The sequence below is a fragment of the Alistipes sp. genome, assembly GCF_048465635.1.
Lineage (GTDB): Bacteria > Bacteroidota > Bacteroidia > Bacteroidales > Rikenellaceae > Alistipes.
Genome location: NZ_DBFWLF010000011.1, coordinates 59,678 through 77,686 on the forward strand (window position 1 = coordinate 59,678; position 18,009 = coordinate 77,686).

The 18,009-nt window shown below is 51.1% G+C and carries 17 protein-coding genes and 1 tRNA gene; 15 read left to right on the plus strand and 3 right to left on the minus strand.

Going from position 1 to position 18,009, the window contains the following annotated elements; all coding sequences use genetic code 11:
* Nucleotides 1-112 precede the first annotated feature (112 nt).
* Nucleotides 113-820 carry a UMP kinase gene (pyrH, locus tag ACMO9O_RS04710; protein ID WP_418982511.1) on the minus strand — a complete coding sequence of 236 codons (708 nt, stop codon included), beginning with the start codon at nt 818-820 and terminating at the stop codon, nt 113-115.
* Between the two features lie 49 nt (nt 821-869).
* A complete protein-coding gene (locus ACMO9O_RS04715; RefSeq protein WP_418982513.1) occupies nt 870-1,787 on the minus strand; it encodes an endonuclease/exonuclease/phosphatase family protein in 918 nt (305 codons plus the stop codon).
* A gap of 153 nt (nt 1,788-1,940) precedes the next feature.
* Here ACMO9O_RS04715 and dxs point away from each other — a divergent pair, with 153 nt between their 5' ends.
* Both dxs and ACMO9O_RS04725 read left to right on the plus strand, forming a co-directional pair.
* Entirely contained in the window at nt 1,941-3,827 is a 1,887-nt protein-coding gene (dxs, locus tag ACMO9O_RS04720; RefSeq protein ID WP_418982515.1) for a 1-deoxy-D-xylulose-5-phosphate synthase, read from the plus strand.
* An 88-nt stretch (nt 3,828-3,915) separates the two neighbouring features.
* A complete protein-coding gene (locus ACMO9O_RS04725; protein WP_418982516.1) occupies nt 3,916-4,431 on the plus strand; it encodes a lipocalin family protein in 516 nt (171 codons plus the stop codon).
* Between the two features lie 86 nt (nt 4,432-4,517).
* Here ACMO9O_RS04725 and ACMO9O_RS04730 read toward each other — a convergent pair whose 3' ends face one another.
* A complete protein-coding gene (locus ACMO9O_RS04730; protein WP_418982518.1) occupies nt 4,518-5,291 on the minus strand; it encodes a radical SAM protein in 774 nt (257 codons plus the stop codon).
* Nucleotides 5,292-5,427: 136 nt separating this feature from the next.
* Between ACMO9O_RS04730 and ACMO9O_RS04735 the strand changes: the two genes are divergently transcribed.
* From ACMO9O_RS04735 to ACMO9O_RS04795, 13 genes are all read left to right on the plus strand, one after another.
* On the plus strand, nt 5,428-6,609 hold the full coding sequence (locus tag ACMO9O_RS04735) for a dicarboxylate/amino acid:cation symporter (protein ID WP_418982520.1): 1,182 nt from the start codon (nt 5,428-5,430) through the stop codon (nt 6,607-6,609).
* A gap of 222 nt (nt 6,610-6,831) precedes the next feature.
* Nucleotides 6,832-8,103, plus strand: a complete 1,272-nt coding sequence (locus ACMO9O_RS04740; RefSeq protein ID WP_418982521.1) for an aminotransferase class I/II-fold pyridoxal phosphate-dependent enzyme — start codon at nt 6,832-6,834, stop codon at nt 8,101-8,103.
* Between the two features lie 229 nt (nt 8,104-8,332).
* Nucleotides 8,333-8,408 (plus strand) — tRNA-Gly (locus ACMO9O_RS04745).
* Between the two features lie 176 nt (nt 8,409-8,584).
* Entirely contained in the window at nt 8,585-9,787 is a 1,203-nt protein-coding gene (locus tag ACMO9O_RS04750; protein ID WP_418982522.1) for a phage integrase SAM-like domain-containing protein, read from the plus strand.
* A gap of 70 nt (nt 9,788-9,857) precedes the next feature.
* Nucleotides 9,858-10,763, plus strand: a complete 906-nt coding sequence (locus ACMO9O_RS04755) for a type II restriction endonuclease (protein WP_418982524.1) — start codon at nt 9,858-9,860, stop codon at nt 10,761-10,763.
* A complete protein-coding gene (locus ACMO9O_RS04760) occupies nt 10,741-11,607 on the plus strand; it encodes a DNA adenine methylase (protein ID WP_418982525.1) in 867 nt (288 codons plus the stop codon). The genes ACMO9O_RS04755 and ACMO9O_RS04760 overlap by 23 nt, the downstream gene beginning before the upstream one ends.
* 584 nt (nt 11,608-12,191) lie before the next feature.
* The gene (locus ACMO9O_RS04765) at nt 12,192-12,380 is read left to right on the plus strand and encodes a hypothetical protein (protein ID WP_418982526.1); all 189 of its coding nucleotides are present in this window, start codon (nt 12,192-12,194) and stop codon (nt 12,378-12,380) included.
* A 6-nt stretch (nt 12,381-12,386) separates the two neighbouring features.
* Nucleotides 12,387-12,635 carry a hypothetical protein gene (locus ACMO9O_RS04770; RefSeq protein ID WP_418982527.1) on the plus strand — a complete coding sequence of 83 codons (249 nt, stop codon included), beginning with the start codon at nt 12,387-12,389 and terminating at the stop codon, nt 12,633-12,635.
* A 117-nt stretch (nt 12,636-12,752) separates the two neighbouring features.
* Nucleotides 12,753-13,181, plus strand: coding sequence for a hypothetical protein (locus ACMO9O_RS04775; RefSeq protein ID WP_418982528.1), 429 nt, complete (start codon nt 12,753-12,755; stop codon nt 13,179-13,181).
* Nucleotides 13,182-14,016: 835 nt separating this feature from the next.
* Nucleotides 14,017-14,403, plus strand: coding sequence for a DUF6908 domain-containing protein (locus ACMO9O_RS04780; protein WP_418982529.1), 387 nt, complete (start codon nt 14,017-14,019; stop codon nt 14,401-14,403).
* Nucleotides 14,400-14,675 carry a hypothetical protein gene (locus ACMO9O_RS04785; protein ID WP_418982530.1) on the plus strand — a complete coding sequence of 92 codons (276 nt, stop codon included), beginning with the start codon at nt 14,400-14,402 and terminating at the stop codon, nt 14,673-14,675. The genes ACMO9O_RS04780 and ACMO9O_RS04785 overlap by 4 nt, the downstream gene beginning before the upstream one ends.
* 596 nt (nt 14,676-15,271) lie before the next feature.
* Complete coding sequence (locus tag ACMO9O_RS04790) at nt 15,272-15,592, plus strand: hypothetical protein (protein ID WP_418982531.1); 321 nt, start codon at nt 15,272-15,274, stop codon at nt 15,590-15,592.
* Nucleotides 15,593-15,623: 31 nt separating this feature from the next.
* Nucleotides 15,624-17,672, plus strand: a complete 2,049-nt coding sequence (locus ACMO9O_RS04795) for a PL29 family lyase N-terminal domain-containing protein (protein WP_418982533.1) — start codon at nt 15,624-15,626, stop codon at nt 17,670-17,672.
* Nucleotides 17,673-18,009 lie beyond the last annotated feature (337 nt).

Here is an 18,009-nt window from a genome sequence, read left to right on the forward strand (position 1 = left end):
GCGTCCGGCGTTCCTGCGTCCGGCGTTCCTGCATCCGACGTTCCTGTTTTCGGCGTTCCTGCGTCCGCTTTCCGGGGACGCTGCCGCGACGCGGCGCAACCGGGGCTGCGCCTTACTTTTTTACGAGCGTTCCGATCCGTTCCCCTGCAAGAACCTTACCCAGATTGCCGGGTGTGTCCATGTCGAAAACGATGATTTGCAAGCCGTTTTCGCGGCAGAGCGTGAAGGCCGTCAGGTCCATCACCTTCAGCCGGCGGTCGAGCACCTCCTCGAAGGAGATCTCGTCGAAGCGCACAGCCGCGGGGTCCTTCTCCGGATCGGCCGTATAGATGCCGTCCACCCGCGTCCCTTTGAGCAGCACGTCGGCCTCGATTTCGATGCCGCGCAGCGCCGAGGCCGAGTCGGTGGTGAAGTAGGGGTTGGACGTACCGCCGCCGATGATCACTACGTAACCCGCCTCGAGGTATTCGATGGCGCGCGCCTTGGAGTAGTACTCCCCGATAGGCTCCATGCGGATCGAGGTCAGCACTTTGGCCCGGACGCCGTTGTCCTCCAGCGCCGATTGCAGGGCCAGCGAGTTGATGATCGTGGCCAGCATTCCCATCTGGTCGCCCTTTACGCGGTCGAAGCCCTTTTTGGCGCCCGAAAGGCCGCGGAAGATGTTGCCGCCGCCGATGACGATGCCGATCTGCACGCCGCGCGCCGCCGCGTCGCGGATCTGGCAGGCATAGGACTGGAGCACCTCGGGCGAAAGGCCGTACTGCTGCGCTCCCTGGAGCGATTCTCCGCTCAGTTTGAGCAGTATTCTCTCGTATTTCATTCCGTTTATCCTGTTTTGCTAACGCGAAGATAAGGATTTTTTCGGAACATTACCGCCTTTGCAGCGAATCTTTCGCAGCGGCGGGTGCGTCGGAAACGGTTCCCGGCAGGCGGAAGGTGAACGCGACGGGGTAGTGGTCGGAGATGAAGGGTGCGCCGTAGTCGCCGCGCAGGGTTTCGAGCGCGGGCGCTGCCACCCCGCGGCAGAAGATATGGTCGATGACGATGGTCCCCGGGGCGGCTCCGAAGGCGTTGAACGTCCCCGAGCGGTCGGTCGGGTCGGCCACTTCGCGGCCCACTTCGAGCACCTCCTTCATGGGGTCGAAGATCGGATCGTCGATGCCCGAATTGAGGTCGCCGCCCACCACGACGGCCGCATCGGCGGGGATGCTGTCGCGGACGAAGCCGGCGATCTGCAGGGCCGAACGGCGGCGGGCCTCCTCACCCTGGTGGTCGAAGTGGGTGTTGAGGTAGTAGAACTCTCCGCCGGTGGCCTTCTCACGCAGCCGCGCCCAGGTGACTGTGCGGTTGCAGGCGGCGTCCCAGCCGCGGGAGACCTCGCCGGGCGTGTCGCTCAGCCAGAAGGTTCCCCACTCGACGGCCTCGAAGCGGTCGCTGCGGTAGAAGATCGCCATGATCTCGCCGCCCTCGCGCCCGTCGTCGCGGCCCACGCCGAGGCGGGTGTACTGCGGACAGTTCCGCTCGATGTAGCGGACCTGGTCGATCAGCCCCTCCTGGATGCCCACCACGCTGGGGGTCTCGCGCTCGAAGAGGTTCAGCGTCGCCTCGCGCCGCTTTTCCCAGCGGTCGGGACCGTCCTTTTCGGCCAGTCCGCTCTGGCGGATGTTGAACGATAGGAGGCGGACCTCGCCGTCGGGCAGGTCGTAGGCGATGTCGCGGGGCTGCGGCGCGCAGGCGGTCAGCGTCAGAAGTAGGCCGGCGGCCAGCGTCGATAGGGTGTTTTTCATGCTTGAAGCGGTTGGTTCGAACAAATATAGCGAATTTTTCCGAAATATCGGGCCTGCCGCCGCTGTTCCGAACGGATCGCTGCGCCGCGCATCCCGTCGAAACCCGCCGCAAAGGGTTCCGCGACGGCAAAAATTTATTATCTTTGTGCTGCCATGACTGGTACGGAGTACAAATACCTGCCGACGATCGACTCGCCGCGCGACCTCAAACGCCTCTCCGAGGCGCAGTTGCGCGATTACTGCGACGAGCTGCGCCGCTACATCGTTGACGAGTGCTCGGTCAACCCCGGCCACCTGGCTTCGAGCCTCGGGGCGGTGGAGCTGGCCGCGGCGCTGCACTACGTCTTCGACACCCCGGAGGACCGGATCGTCTGGGACGTAGGCCATCAGACCTACGCCCACAAGATCATCACGGGCCGGCGCGAAGCGTTCCGCACCAAGCGGCAGCTGGGCGGCATCAGCGGCTTCCCGCGCATGGCCGAGAGCGTCTACGACGCTTTCGGGGGCGGGCACGCCTCGGTGTCGATCTCCGCGGCGTTCGGCATGGCCAAGGCCGCCGAGCTGCGGGGTGAAAAACGGCAGGTGGTGGCCGTCATCGGCGACGGCTCGATGACCGGCGGACTGGCGTTCGAGGGGCTGAACAACGCCGGAGCGTCGAAGCGCACCAACCTGCTGGTTATCCTGAACGACAACAACATGGCCATCGACCAGGCCACGGGGGCGCTGAAAAACTACCTGCTGAAAATTTCCACCTCGGTCCATTACAACCGTTTCAAAAGGCGGCTGTGGCGGCTGCTTTCGCATACGCCGCTCGTGCTGCGCCTCTGCCAGAAGGCGGGCAACGCCGTTAAGCAGGGGTTGCTGAACAATTCGAACCTCTTCGAGAGCCTCAATTTCCGCTACTTCGGTCCCGTCGACGGCCACAACCTCAAGGACCTGGTGCGTACGCTGCGCGCCCTGCGCGACATCGAGGGGCCCAAGCTGCTGCACGTGATGACCGTCAAGGGCAAGGGCTACCTGCCCGCCGAGCACGACCAGTCGGTCTGGCACGCGCCGGGCCGCTTCAACCCCGATACGGGCGAGCGGATCGCTTCGGCGGCCCCTGCGGCGCGCTATCAGGACGTGTTCGGGCAGACGCTGCTCGATCTGGCGCGTCTGGATTCGCGCGTGGTCGGGGTCACTCCGGCCATGACGTCGGGCTGCTCGATGAATATCCTGATGCGGGAGATGCCCGACCGCTGCTTCGACGTGGGGATCGCCGAGGGACACGCCGTGACCTTCTCGGCCGGGCTGGCCGCCGCGGGCATGATCCCCTTCTGCAACATCTACTCCTCGTTCATGCAGCGCGCCTACGACAACGTGATCCATGACGTGGCCATCCAGGACCTCCCCGTGGTGCTATGTCTCGACCGCGGCGGCGTGGTGGGCGAGGACGGCACGACGCACCACGGCGTCTTCGACCTGGCGGCTTTCGCGGCCGTGCCGGGGCTGGTGATCGCCGCGCCGATGGACGAGCGCGAACTGCGCGACATGCTCTACACCGCCCTGCAATACGGCCACCCCTTTATGATCCGGTATCCGCGCGGCAGCGGCGAGGGGGCCGCCTGGCGCGGCGAGCCGTTCGAGGCGCTGCCCGTAGGACGCGGCCGCCGGCTGCGCGAGGGGCGCGACGTGGCGATCCTCTCGGTCGGTACGACGGGCAATGCCGCCGCAAGGGCCGCTGCGCAGGCCGCCGCCGCGGGGGTGAGCGTCGCCCACTACGACCTGCGCTTCGCCAAGCCGCTCGACGAAGAGCTGCTCGACAAGGTGGGCCGCACGTTCCGCCGCGTGGTGACCGTCGAGGACGGCTGTTTGCGCGGAGGGGTCGGCGAGGCGGTTGCGGCCTGGTTCAACCGCAGCGGTTACTGCGTCGCGGTCCGGACGCTGGGCATCGGCGATCGGTGGGTTCCGCACGGAACGCCCGCCCAGCTCAAGGCCCTGTGCGGCTACGACGAAGAGAGTATTCTGCAAGCCCTGACCGGGGTCCCGGCGGGGGAATAACTCCGTTTCTGTTCCGAAAAGATCGCGCCGCAGGCTGCTGCGGCACAAAATCTGCGTCATTGCCCGGAAAAAACAGGCAGTGAAGTTCATGTTGATATTGCTGGCGGTTCTGCTGCTGGCGCTGGGTGCGCTCTACGCCGCGGCGTCGGAGAAGATCGACCGTACGCCCGTGGGGTCGTTCGATCTGGGACGATATATGGGAACGTGGTATGAGATCGCCCGCTACGAGCATCGTTTCGAGCGGGGGCTGGAGGCCGTGGAGGCGTTCTATGCGCTGCGGCCCGACGGGAGGATCGACGTGGTGAACAGCGGCGAGGATTTCCACTCCGGCAAACGCCGCGTATCGCGCGGTAAGGCCGTTCCGGGAAGGATTCCGGGCCGGCTGCGGGTCTCGTTTTTCTGGTTTTTCTATACGGAGTACAACGTGCTGGAGTTGGGCGAGGAGTACGACTGGGCGCTGGTCGGGGGCCACACCTCCAAATACCTCTGGATTCTCTCGCGCACGCCGACACTGCCGGCCGTGACGCTCAACCGCATCCTCCACCGTGCCGTGCAGCGGGGATATACCACCGGGCGGCTCCATTACGTGGACCACGGGCGCTGAGGCGCTTCGGGACGCGGTGCGCTGCCGGACGGAGGGGATTCGGGCGGCCGGACACCGGGAACCGGGGTCGGGCCGCCGTCCAGTTTTCAGGCGACCGAACAGGGAATCCCGAGCGCTTCGACGCGGGCGGCGATGGCGAGCAGCTCGCCGCGCGGAACCTTTTCGAGCGTGGGGCACGGCGTATCACGGTCGAGCGAGTAGACCATCACCTGCCGGGGACGGATTTCGGCGACCAGTCCGAGCCACGCCGCGACCTCCTCTTCGGTGGTGTTGTCGATCGGCGCTCCGTTGCAGACGCCGCGCAGGAACATCGTCTGGAGGATCATCCGCCCGTTGAATGTCTTCATTTGCTCCACCACGCCGCGCACCGTGTAGGTCGGATTCTGCGGGTTGTTCATGCGGCGAACCGTCTCATCGAATGCCGAATCGAGCTTGAGAATGTTGTTGTCCGCGCGCAGCAGCGCCCGGCGCACCTCCTCGCGGTGGAGCTGCGTGGCGTTCGACAGGACGGAGATGCGGGCCGCGGGGCAGAGTGCGTCGCGCAGGGCGATCGTGTCGCCGATAATCGCTTCGAACTGTGGGTGGAGCGTCGGTTCGCCGTTGCCCGCAAAGGTGATGACATCGGGCGGCGTACCCGCGTCGACCATCCGCCGCAGGGTTTCGCCCAGGAGCCGCTGCACGTCTTCGCGCCGGTTGAAGCGGCGCGCGCCGGGGTGCTCGGCGTTCCAGCCGCACTCGCAGTAGATGCAGTCGAACGAGCAGAGTTTCGATTCGGTGGGCAGCAGGTTGACCCCGAGCGAGAGGCCCAGCCGCCGCGAGCGGACCGGACCGAAGATGATGTCGTGGTAGAGTGAAGTCATATTGCAAAATTAAGAATTAAGAATTAAGAATTAAGAATTGAGGACAGAAATTTCGGGTTTCGGTCTTTCCCGCGTGCTGGAGGCATGCGTATTCCCAAAATTATTTTTATCTTTAACCCTCGCAAATACTTCGCCCATGAAATTCCGATTCGGACTGCTGCCGCGCGTGTTGCTGGCCATCGCCCTGGGTGTCGCCTGCGGGTTCTTCCTGCCCGGATGGGCGACGCGCATCGCTCTGACATTCAATGCACTATTCGGACAGTTTCTGGAGTTTGTCATTCCGCTGCTGATTCTGGGGCTGGTGGCTCCGGGCATTGCCGATCTGGGGCGCAGCGCGGGCCGGCTGCTGGCGCTGACGGCGGCGCTGGCCTATGCCTTTACGCTCTTCTCCGGATTCGGGACCTACTTCGCCGGCCGGGCGCTCTTTCCGGCGCTGCTGAGCGGTTCCGAGGCGGCGCTGCCCGCGGGCGGTGAGACGCTCGGGGCCTACTTCACCGTGCAGATGCCGCCCGTGATGGGGGTGATGTCGGCGCTTGTGCTCGCTTTCGTGCTGGGACTGGGCATGGCCTACACGCAGAGCGTGCGGCTGAAGGAGGTGATGGACGAGTTCAAGCGGATTATCGAGCTGGTTATCGCGCGCGTCATCATTCCGCTGCTGCCTTTCTATATCTTCGGCATCTTCCTATCGATGACTCGCTCCGGGCAGGTAGCCGGGGTGCTGGGCGTCTTCGTAAAGCTGATATTGGTCATTTTCTGCATGACCGTCATACTGCTGCTCCTCCAATTTACGATTGCGGGTGTCGCGGCGCGGAAGAACCCGCTGCGCATGCTCCGCACGATGCTCACGGCCTACGTCACGGCGCTGGGGACGCAATCCTCGGCAGCGACGATTCCCGTGACGCTGGCTCAGACGGTCAAGTTGGGTGTCCGGCCCGAGCTGGCCTCGTTCGTGGTTCCGCTGTGCGCCACGATCCACCTCTCCGGTTCGATGATGAAGATCGTCGCCTGCGCGCTGGCCGTTTCGATGATCGCCGGGCTGGACCTCCCGACGGCGACTTTCGCGGGTTTCATCCTGCTGCTGGCCGTGACGATGGTCGCCGCGCCGGGCGTGCCGGGCGGAGCCATCATGGCCGCGCTGGGGCTGCTCGAATCGATGCTCGGCTTCGACGAGACGCTCGCGGGGCTGATGATCGCCACCTACATCGCCATGGATAGTTTCGGCACGGCGACCAATGTCACGGGCGACGGGGCCGTGGCGGTGATCGTCGATGCCGTCGACCGGCGCCGGAAGCGCCGCCAGCCTGCGGAACGGTCCTGATTCCCTTCCTATTCCAATCGCCTGCGTCAGCCGTACGACCGTCTGAAGCCGTTTTCCTGCGCGGCAGGGCGAACTATGTCGCGGCCTCTCCCAAAATAGGTATAAATGCTTATCTGCGTGGAATAAAAAACGGCTAATTTTGACCGTTAATTCGGTTTTATCGTTACTTTTGTGCGTCCGAAACGGAAAAACGGGAAACTAAACTTAAATCACACAGAGAATATGGTTGATATTTTTGCACGCCTCGAGAAAAACGCGGGCGGTCCCATCGGTCAGTACATGGCCTACGCCCACGGCTATTTCGCTTTCCCCAAGCTGGAAGGCGACCTCGGCCCTCACATGTATTTCCGGGGCAGGAAGATGCTCAACTGGAGTCTGAACAACTACCTCGGACTGGCCAACCACCCCGAGGTGCGCAAGGCCGATGCCGAGGGCGCAGCCAAATACGGCATGGCGGCCCCGATGGGCGCGCGCATGATGAGCGGTCAGACCATCTACCACGAACAGCTCGAGCGCGAACTGGCCGAGTTCGTCGGTAAGCAGGACGCATTCCTGCTCAACTTCGGCTATCAGGGCATGATCTCGATCATCGACTGCCTGCTGACCCCGCGCGACGTGGTGGTCTACGACGCCGAGGCACACGCCTGCATCATCGACGGCCTGCGCCTGCACAAGGGCAAGCGTTTCGTATTCGGCCACAACGACATGGAGTCGCTGCGCCTGCAGCTCCAGCACGCGACCGACCTGGCCGAGGAGCAGAACGGCGGCGTGCTGGTGATTACCGAGGGTGTGTTTGGCATGAAGGGCGACCTGGGCAAGCTGGATGAGATCGTGGCCCTGAAGAAGGATTTCCAGTTCCGCCTGTTGGTCGACGATGCTCACGGCTTCGGCACGATGGGCGAGGGCGGCCGCGGTACGGCGTCGCACTTCGGTGTGACGGACGGTGTGGACGTGCTGTTCAACACTTTCGCCAAGTCGATGGCCGGCATCGGGGCTTTCGTCTGCGGTCCCCGCTGGCTGATCAACCTCTTCCGATACAACATGCGCTCGCAGCTCTACGCCAAGTCGCTGCCCATGCCGATGGTCATGGGTGCGCTCAAGCGGCTGGAGCTGATCCGCAACCACCCCGAATTCCAACAGAAACTCTGGGAGAACGTGCGCGCACTCCAGAGCAGCCTGAAAGAGAACGGCTTCGAGATCGGTGTGACCAACTCGCCCGTGACGCCCGTCTTCCTCAAGGGCGGCATTCCCGAGGCGACGAACCTGGTGGTGGACCTGCGCGAGAACCACGGCATCTTCTGCTCGATGGTGGTTTATCCCGTCATTCCCAAGGGCGAGATCATCCTGCGCATCATCCCCACGGCGGCCCATACGTTGGAGGACGTGAAGGTGACCATCGAGGCGTTCAAGGCCGTGCGCGACAAGCTCGAAAGCGGCGTTTACGCGCAGATGCCTATCCCGGTGCGTGCCGACGAGGGCTTCCAGGTCCGCTAAACGACTGATATCATTCGAAAGCATTCCCGGAGCCGGTGGACGGTTCCGGGATTTTTTTCGGATTTTTCGGGGCGATTTCGTCCCGAAAAATTTTGCGGAATAAAAATTTCGGGCTATATTTGCACTCCCGAAACCAGGACGGCAGTCGCTTCGGAAGTGTCCGATGAGGCTTAGGGCAGAGTTCGGAGAGGTTGCTGAACTTGCCGCCGGATCGGTCGGGATGAATATTGCGGAAATAGCTCAGTTGGTAGAGCGCAACCTTGCCAAGGTTGAGGTCGCGGGTCCGAGTCCCGTTTTCCGCTCCAAGCAAAAGGCTGATAATCAAACGATTATCCGCTTTTTCATTTCTGCTGTCTGATGTTACAGAAGCCCTTTCTGTAACACAAAATGCCCTAAAATCGCCGTTTGTGATACAGAGTGTGATACAGAAAACCGTGTAACACACCTATCCCATTTGCGGCTTGCATAATCATTAAAGATTATGACAATCAACGTCGTATGTCGTAAAGACGCCATCAACAAAGAAAATCTTGCCCCTCTTGCCCTCGTATTCACCCACGACCGCCGTCGTAAATTCATTGGGCTGGGCATATCGGTCGCATTGAAGCATTGGAATTTCGAGAAACAATGCCCAACCGACAACTGTCCCGACGGAGCAGAGATACAGTTTCAGATAACTTCCAAAATACGTGAGTATGAAAAGAAAATCAAAAAGTTGGAGGTGCTGGAAATCCCTGTTACGTTCGATACGCTGTTTGAACAGAACGGCAAACGAATCAACTGCGCCGTTGGCGATTATTTCAAGCAAATCATCGAACGACTTGAAAAGGTCGAAAAGTACGGTTCGGCCAGCAAACACAAGGTAACGCTTGCTCTTATGTCGCAATTCCGCTCGGTCAATATGCGCTTTGACGAGTTGGATTTGACGTATTTAAGGGAGTTTGAAATCTTCCTGCGTCAAAGGGGTAATGTCAATAATAGCCTTGCGACCAAGTTCAGCGTACTGAAAGCGGTCTATAACAAGGCGGTTTCAGAGGGTGTATTCGTTCCTAAATCAAATCCTTTTCAACAGTTCAAAGTCGGTAGCCTATGGACGAACACCCGCAAACGGGCCATTACGAAAGATGACATCCACAGGCTGATCGAGTTGGATTTATCGGACAGGGACTTTTACACCCAGCTTGCCAAAGATATTTTCCTATTCTCGTATTTCATGGCAGGAATCAATTTCAAAGACATTGCACTGCTGACATACGGGGACATCGACAACGGCAGAATCTACTATGCAAGACGTAAAACAGGCAAGATGATGAATTGCTGTTTGACGAAACAGGCACAGGAGATTATCGACAAGTACCGCACCGACCAAGTGGAGGAAGATTATATTTTCCCAATCCTTAACCGTACTATCCACACGACCGAGAAGCAAATCTTGGAACGGGTGAAGAAGACGTTGAAACACATCAATAAACGCCTGCATGAATTGAGTGAGGAAATCGGTTTGCATACGCCCTTAACGACCTATGTAGCCCGCCATACTTACGCCACAGTCTTAAAACGGTCAGGTGTAAGCGTGGCATTGATTTCCGAATCTCTCGGTCATTCCGATTTATCCACCACACAGATTTACTTGGACAGTTTCGAGAACTCGCAAATAGATGCGGCTATGCAAAATTTACTTTAAATAAAAGAGACAGCTATTTCTAGCGCAGTCTCTTTTTTCATTATATTTGTCTATTATAAAAGCTACTCATATGACTGTTGATGAAAAAAACAAGTACAAATCAGAATTCAAATCCGCATTGGATGAATTAATAAATAAATTGCAACCAGCTATATCTGGAAAGGATGGGCAATGGAATATAAAGGGGTTTATTGACATATATAAAAATATATATACAATATCATCCGACACTAAAATTATTTCTAAAATCTTAGAAATACATATTTTCCCTGAGATTATAAAATTTGCAACAAATTATGGTTATTCTATCGTTTTAGCAGAAAAACAGAATTGGTACCCTGATTTAACATTTATACGAAAAGACAATCCCGATGTAAAATTTGCTGTCGATATAAAGACCACTTTCAGACGAAGCAGAACAACTGCGGGTTTTACATTAGGCAGCCATGGTAGTTACTTTATTAAAAGGCAAGGTACTAAAAATATTCAATTCCCATATTCATCTTATATGGGACACTATTGTTTAGGAATTATATACACAAGAATAGATTGTGATAATCTGAAAGACACCGAAATAATACACGTTAACGAATTAGAAGAAAAAGGAGATATTGCCGACCCAATAAATGACAGGCAAGTTATCAAAGTCGACAAACTCACATCAATAACTTCACAGATAAAGGACTTTGAATTTTTTGTAGCAGAAAAATGGAGAATTGCTTGCGATAGCCAAGGATCAGGCAATACAGCCAACATTGGATCTATAACAAATATTAATGACCTAAAAAATGGAAACGGAGTTTTTGCCAATTTAGGCGAAGAATGGTTTGATGAATATTGGATGAATTACGGTAAGGTTCATATTATTCGTGATGACAAATCCATCCCCGTAAGAAACATATGGGACTTTTTAGAATTCAAAAGTCGGAAAGATTTATTTGATAAAGTAGGAAATGGCGCCAAAAGAAAAAAATAAAATAATAGTCCCACCTCTTAAGAGTCAAGGCATTAAAACAAAATTAGTTCCATGGATAAAGTCAATCATACCGAATTTTACAGGGCAATGGATCGAACCATTTTTCGGGACAGGCGTAGTTGGATTCAATATTAAAAGTCAAAGAGCTATTTTAGCAGATACCAATCCCCACATTATTAAGTTTTATTCGGATCTGAAAAATGGAACAATTACACCGCAATTAATTAAAGAATATCTCATAACAGAGGGCCAAATGCTGCAAATAGCCAATAATAACGGTTACGAACATTATAATTTTGTAAAGGCGCGTTTTAATGAATCGTATCACTCATTAGACTTTTTATTTTTATCTCGTGCTGGATTCAACGGGATGATGCGATTTAATAAAAGTGGGAAATGGAATATACCTTTTTGTAAGAAACCTAATAGATTTTCCCCCGCCTACATTACTAAAATTACTAATCAAGCATCTGCTGTTAAAGAAATAATAACAGAGAGTTGGGATTTTAGAATTCAATCTTTTGAAGAAATTATACCATTAGCAACTGAAGACGACCTTATCTATTGTGATCCGCCCTATTACGGACGATCAACAGATTACTATAATGGCTGGAGTTTAGAAAATGAAGAGCGTTTATTTAATCTACTAAATAATACACCCGCAAAATTTATTTTATCAACTTGGCATCATAATGATTATAGAGAAAATGAAATGATTGAAAGGTTTTGGGGCAATTTTAAAATTGTGATGCAAGATCATTTTTACCATTCAGGAGGAAAAATAGAAAATAGGAAAGCTGTCGTAGAAGCTTTAGTTTGTAATTTTGATCTTCACAAGATTTGAAAAAAGGTCTATCTTATAGCCTCCTAAACCAAGTTTGTCCTCGTTACTCATCAAGATTTACCTCACTTTATAAAACTAACAGAACAAAATAGCATGCAAAATTGTTCTATTGGTTCACAAATTCATTGTTTTACAGACCTATTAGAACAAAATGCGATTCATCAACCAGAACAAGCTATGTGTACGGACGTGAACAGGCAGACTCGCTCGGCTTGCATTACTTTATTTTCCCGTGATAATATCTGTAAATAGTTGGCTAATCATTTGCATTTCGTAAAATATTTTACTATATTTGTAAAGCAATTCAGATAGCGAATTTCTCCCATACACAAATACGATTGTTAAAGGACGATAGGGGCAGCAGAAGATGCTGTCCTTATTCTTGGTCGATGGTCGCATATTTTTTGTGCAGGAAATGAAATTCCCTTATAAAAAGATATTTCACACACAGAAAAAATGCGGTGAAATCCGAATCAATAACCAATCGTATTTTTATGGAACCGAGAATTATTACCGCTCCAGCCACAGCTAAGTGAGTAGAGCAAATTCCAGAGTTAGAAAACCGCCTGCCCGAGAACTGCATTTTGGACAAGGGCATCACGGGTTGCGGTGCAACAACCCTCGCTATCGAGAACAACCGTTCGACTTTAATTGCCGCACCGACGGTCAATCTTATCAAGGACAAAATGCAGGGACACCCTGACCTGCTGGGTGTCTATGGTGATGTCAGCAACCAAGAGATTGCAGATTATCTGCAAACGCACGACCGCTGAAAGATCATGGCCACCTATGATGCCATACCCCGTGTGGTGGATGTGGCAGGAACCGAGATTTATAAAAAGGCATTCTTATTGGTGGATGAATACCACCGCCTGCTGTTCGATTATTCGTTTCGTCATTCAGCAATTGCTGGATTATTAGAACAAGCACCTTATTTTGCCAGCAAGACCTATCTTTCGGCAACGCCTATCGAACAGGAGTTTTTATTGGATGAATTACAGGTCTTGCCTCAAACAAAAATCATCTGACCGAACGCTGAACCGATGCAGGTGCGGTTGTGAGAAGAAACCAGCCCTTTAGCTGTTGTCGTTGCTTTATGCAGAAACTCCATAACGCAACAGGTCGATTTCAACCTGCACTTTTTTGTGAACAGCGTAACGTTCATCGGCAAGGTGATTCGTCATGCAAAACTGACATCCGACCAAGTAAAGATCGTTTGCTCAACGAGTGGGGAGAGTTACGACCGCAACAAGGAGAAGATAGACGGTTTCCCGATAAGTATGCCTAACGACCAGCCCTGCAAAATCAATTTCTATACCTCTACCTGCTTTGAGGGTTGCGATATTTTCGACAAGAGAGGGCGCACCTACATTGTGAGCGATGGGACGACCGCACACTCGATGTTGGATGTTGCGACCACGATACGCCAGATTGCAGGACGCATACGGGATACGCAATACAAAGAGATAACCCACATTTACTCCAAGTCCCGCTATGGACGTGATGTCAGCTATGCACAGTTCAAGGCATCCACGGAACAAGAAATGGATAAAGCGGAACGCTGGCTGCAATGATATGCCGCAGGGGACGAGGATTTGAAACCATCAACTTATACAGCTATGAACTATATAAACAGCAAAACACTGACCATAGACCGCAACCGTCTGAAACTGGATATGCTGAATTTCCGCAACTGACAGCAGATTTACACAGATAGTCGCAACCTTATTACGGAATACCAACGCAATGGAAACGAGATAACATCCACCGCCCAGCATGATATACGAATTGACAAACTGGAAACGAACGGCAAGGCCAAAATACCCTTTAAGGAGTTGTTTGAAAGATATACCGAGTTGAGGACTGCCAGCAATAAATTCTCGCTGGGGTGCTTTACAGAGGATTTAATTGTACGACGAAATCCGTTCGTAAGGGAGTGTTACGAGAATCTGGGAGCGGAACGGGTGCGTGAGTTGAATTACAACCAGACGCAAATACGACGCGAACTGCTCAAACAGGAGAACGTAGAATCGGCTTATAAAATCGTCCAACGAATCAAGAATGACTTGCCGCAACAAACCGCTATTCCTGCAAGAATAATCAAGGCAAAGTTGCAGCATATCTATGATGATTTAGAGATCAAGCAGACCGCAAAGGCAACCGACCTTGCCAAGTGGTTCGATATACAGCCCTGCTATCGAAATATCGACGGTAAGAATACGGCCTGCATCACGATTATAAGGTCGAGACTGATGCGTATAGATTAAAGGAAAGAGCAGGAATAATCCCTGCTTTGACAACACGCTGACTTGAAAACAGGCCAGCGTTTTTTTGTCTGTATACTTTACACAGGCAGATACATAAACAAAAGCCCCTCCCCCTGTCGAGAATGAAAAACAGATTGAACCAATGAAAACACTCGACAGAAAAGCAGCTGAAATCCTGCGTGGATTATTGGCCCTGCAAACAACGAAAGTCGATCGGTCGGGCGGAGCCTACATGCCAGTCCACATCGAAATCTTCGACCGCACCGAGCACTACATCCACATTTCGCTGGCCCACTATGGACGACAGAACGGGGATGCCATGCGCGACCCTGAAATGATTATCGCACTGCACAAGGAAAGCCAGCAATTCATTCCTTACTACTACCGAAATGATTACTTGGGTGTAGAGCAGTACAGCGTCAGATGGACGGACGAGGGCGTATTGCTGAACCGTCGATTGCAGGCCGACCACACCACCTTTGCGAACCAATGGCTTCGTAACATAGCCGCTCAACAGCATATCCTATGACCGCACAACGACTGGTTGAGAACTGCGTACTGACGAATCAAACCGCAGTCGTGGATGAAATGCTGAACAAGAACCTGCTTCCAGAAGAATACATCTATCCTTTTCTTGGCGACATCATGGAATGGTGGCTTATCGACAGCTGGCTGGCAGAACGTCTCAAACGAGAGGGAGAGGTTATCATCGAGGAATACGGTTGCTGTTGGTGGGGAAGGTTGGCAAGCGGACAGGCTATCTGTATGGACGACGTGATACAGAAGATTGCAGGAGAGTAAAGGACGGTCAGCAAATCCACATAACTAAGACTGCAATTTATAGATATTGAGATGATTGCGATTCAGTACGGAATCTGCAACCTTTAGTTTCCCCTTTTAAGTTGATGCTAAATCATAAACTATATGCAATTTATAATTGTATCTTTTGATTTTTGCAATTACGCTGGCTTACTTTCAGAATCTTCAATCCCAAAGTACGAATAACAAAGTTTTGATTCCATAAGCCCTGCTATTGGAAAGATGCTTTGTTTTCAAGAACTTTGCAACTACAATACCCCAAGAGTGTTGCGTATTGAGAAACATTTTCTAACTTTGTGGTGCTGTCCCGAATGGGCGGTAACATATTATTTAGTGAAAGTGTTTCGCTAATCCTTGTACCGAAATCTGACAGTTTCTACAAAGACGAGGATAACGACAACGCTCATCACCGTGTATAGGCATATATCATCTGATATATTCTATTCGGTGTGGGGTATTGTTTCTTATTCGTCTTTGGGTTTTGTCAGAACCTCGGTACAGATAACGAACAACTCCACACTTTCTTTTTGCATATAACCCACCGCAGTAGGAGTTGATACGGTATAATACAATCAATTATGGGGTGCTATTTTGTACTGGCTAAAAAAGATGATTGCAACATTTTACTTCTTGAAGATTTGTCAAGCCACAGACAAATGGAAGTTGAACAGGTCGACTCTGCAACTTTTATCAGAGATTCAAAAGAAAAATCACAGATTCTAAAAATACTACCACCTGATTTTTTCTTGTCGCCTTTCACAAATGGTAAAATACCGTATGTATTTGATGGTGAACAAATATTATTTAACATTTTAGCAGTAATGCAACCTTTCACTTTGGATTCTAAAATAACTCCTCATAGTATTGTAGGACTTTCTGAATGGCAATTGCTCAAATGAATATTTAAACTAATAATAAAATAATCATATCATGAAAATACTACTATCCTTATTGATGAGTGGTTTGTTGCTAATGGGTTGTAGCGACAAATATGATGACAGCGCATTGCGCAATGGTCTGAATGACCTCGAAAATCGGGTGGTTAAATTGGAGGAACTCTGCAAGCAGATGAACACCAACATTTCATCGTTGCAGTCCATCGTTACAGCATTACAGAAAAACGATTATGTTATAGGGGTAACACCCATCATGCAGGGCGGGAAAGAGGTCGGCTACACTATAACTTTTAGCCAAAGCAATCCTATTACCATCTATCACGGAAAAGACGGACAAGAAGGTGAGAATGGAACAAATGGTAAAGATGGCGAAACACCCACTATCGGTGTCAAACAAGATGCTGATGGCGTCTATTATTGGACACTCAATGGCGACTGGCTGACTGATGAGCACGGCGACAAGATCAAGGCCGAGGGGGCAGACGGTAAAGACGGTTCGGATGGAGAAGATGGCGCAGACGGTACGAATGGAAACGATGGGATTACACCCCAGTTCAAAATCGAGAATGATTATTGGTTTATTTCCTACGATAACGGAACAAATTGGACGCAATTAGGTAAAGCGACTGGCGAGGACGGCATAGATGGAGAAGATGGTGTTGGTGGAGATTCCATGTTTTCGGGCGTGGATTATAAAACAAGCACCGACTACGTAATCTTTACATTGGCTGATGGTACGGAGATCAAACTGCCTACATGGTCTGCTTTTGAAGCCTTACAGCGTCTTTGCAACGAAACGAACACCAACTTTTCAGCATTACAGGCAATTGTTACGGCACTTCAAAACAACGATTATATCACAAGTGTAGACCCGCTGACCGAGAACGGCAAGGTGGTAGGCTATACGATTAAGTTTGCCAAGAGTAACCCGATTGTGATTTACAACGGCAAGGACGGTGCGGATGGTGTCGATGGAAACACTCCCGTTGTCGGTGTGAAGAAAGACACAGACGGCATCTATTATTGGACGCTGGACAGTGAATTTATCGTTGTGGACGGACAGAAAATCAAGGCACAGGGGACAGACGGTAGCGACGGTTCGGATGGAACAGACGGTGTTACGCCTAAACTCGAAATTCGAGAGGGCTATTGGTGGATTTCCTATGACAATGGAGCCAATTGGACGCAGTTAGGCAAGGCCACAGGGGAAGATGGAGCAGATGGCAAAGACGGTGATAGCATCAAAATCACGCAAGACGAGAACAATGTTTATTTTGAGTTGGCAGATGGAACGGTTATAATGATTTCAAAAAATGAAGAAATAATAAGTCCCGCAGGTACAATTCATTTCGAAGATAAGTATATACAGGCAATTTGTCTGCGTCAATGGGATATTAACAACGACGGCAATCTATCTGTTGAAGAGGCTGAAAATATAACAACTCTTAATCAGCAGTTTAATTTGCCATATTATATTAAAGTATATAATGAAGAATATTTATTCTATGGAAATGATATATTAATATCATTTAAAGAATTAGCATATTTTACAGAGGTTACCACTATTGGAGGTACAGAATTTGCAAATTGTAAAAATTTATGTTCTATTATATTACCAGAAAAATTACTGATAATTGACAATGGAATAGCAGTAACTCACCGTGATAGCGGCGGCGGTGGTTTAACTGCTTTGACAAGATGGATTTGGGGAGCCTTTTCAAATACCCCTTTAACCAACATAGTTATTCCCGATAATGTAACAATTATTGGTCGTTATGCATTTTATAGATGTAATAATCTTAAAACTATAACGATAGGGAAATCAGTACAAAATATTGGTGGTTATGCGTTTGCTCATACGAATTTGCAAACAATAGTATGTAAGGCGCAAATTCCGCCGACACTTTTATCTAATGCTATATCTGAAAATGTTACAAGCAGCATTGCCGATGTTAAAGACACGTTTAAAGGACTTGATAAGTCTATGATAAAACTTTATGTTCCGATGTCTGCTGTTGATACTTATAAAGCAAACAGTGATTGGAGTGGATTTAATATAATAGGAATTGATTTTCAAGAATGATACATTATGGAAGTTAAGAAAGACAAGCAGTTATTGATATTGATTCTATTAAAGAGGGCTTTGCAGCCGTCTTCTATTAGTAGAAAATGTCGATGTTTAATATCACATTTTTATAAACCTATTGCAACCAGTTCTTTTTATACCATAAGAACTGGGATTTAAATAGGAGCGATTAATGTAGCGATTCTTTTATGGACAAACTTTGGCATAATGGTTAATTATTAGACATAGCCCAAGTTTGTCCTTTTTATATTACTTGCATTTCTCATAAATTTAAGCTATATTTACATCATAATCAAAGATTTAATAACCATATAAATTACAGCTAAAATGAAGA

Excerpts from the sequence above, each read along its gene's own strand:
- pyrH (WP_418982511.1), bottom strand. The coding sequence starts at position 820 with ATGAAATACGAGAGAATACTGCTCAAACTGAGCGGAGAATCGCTCCAG.
- ACMO9O_RS04715 (WP_418982513.1), bottom strand. The coding sequence starts at position 1,787 with ATGAAAAACACCCTATCGACGCTGGCCGCCGGCCTACTTCTGACGCTG.
- dxs (WP_418982515.1), top strand. The coding sequence starts at position 1,941 with ATGACTGGTACGGAGTACAAATACCTGCCGACGATCGACTCGCCGCGC.
- ACMO9O_RS04725 (WP_418982516.1), top strand. The coding sequence starts at position 3,916 with ATGTTGATATTGCTGGCGGTTCTGCTGCTGGCGCTGGGTGCGCTCTAC.
- ACMO9O_RS04730 (WP_418982518.1), bottom strand. The coding sequence starts at position 5,291 with ATGACTTCACTCTACCACGACATCATCTTCGGTCCGGTCCGCTCGCGG.
- ACMO9O_RS04735 (WP_418982520.1), top strand. The coding sequence starts at position 5,428 with ATGAAATTCCGATTCGGACTGCTGCCGCGCGTGTTGCTGGCCATCGCC.
- ACMO9O_RS04740 (WP_418982521.1), top strand. The coding sequence starts at position 6,832 with ATGGTTGATATTTTTGCACGCCTCGAGAAAAACGCGGGCGGTCCCATC.
- ACMO9O_RS04750 (WP_418982522.1), top strand. The coding sequence starts at position 8,585 with ATGACAATCAACGTCGTATGTCGTAAAGACGCCATCAACAAAGAAAAT.
- ACMO9O_RS04755 (WP_418982524.1), top strand. The coding sequence starts at position 9,858 with ATGACTGTTGATGAAAAAAACAAGTACAAATCAGAATTCAAATCCGCA.
- ACMO9O_RS04760 (WP_418982525.1), top strand. The coding sequence starts at position 10,741 with ATGGCGCCAAAAGAAAAAAATAAAATAATAGTCCCACCTCTTAAGAGT.
- ACMO9O_RS04770 (WP_418982527.1), top strand. The coding sequence starts at position 12,387 with ATGGCCACCTATGATGCCATACCCCGTGTGGTGGATGTGGCAGGAACC.
- ACMO9O_RS04780 (WP_418982529.1), top strand. The coding sequence starts at position 14,017 with ATGAAAACACTCGACAGAAAAGCAGCTGAAATCCTGCGTGGATTATTG.
- ACMO9O_RS04785 (WP_418982530.1), top strand. The coding sequence starts at position 14,400 with ATGACCGCACAACGACTGGTTGAGAACTGCGTACTGACGAATCAAACC.
- ACMO9O_RS04790 (WP_418982531.1), top strand. The coding sequence starts at position 15,272 with ATGGGGTGCTATTTTGTACTGGCTAAAAAAGATGATTGCAACATTTTA.
- ACMO9O_RS04795 (WP_418982533.1), top strand. The coding sequence starts at position 15,624 with ATGAAAATACTACTATCCTTATTGATGAGTGGTTTGTTGCTAATGGGT.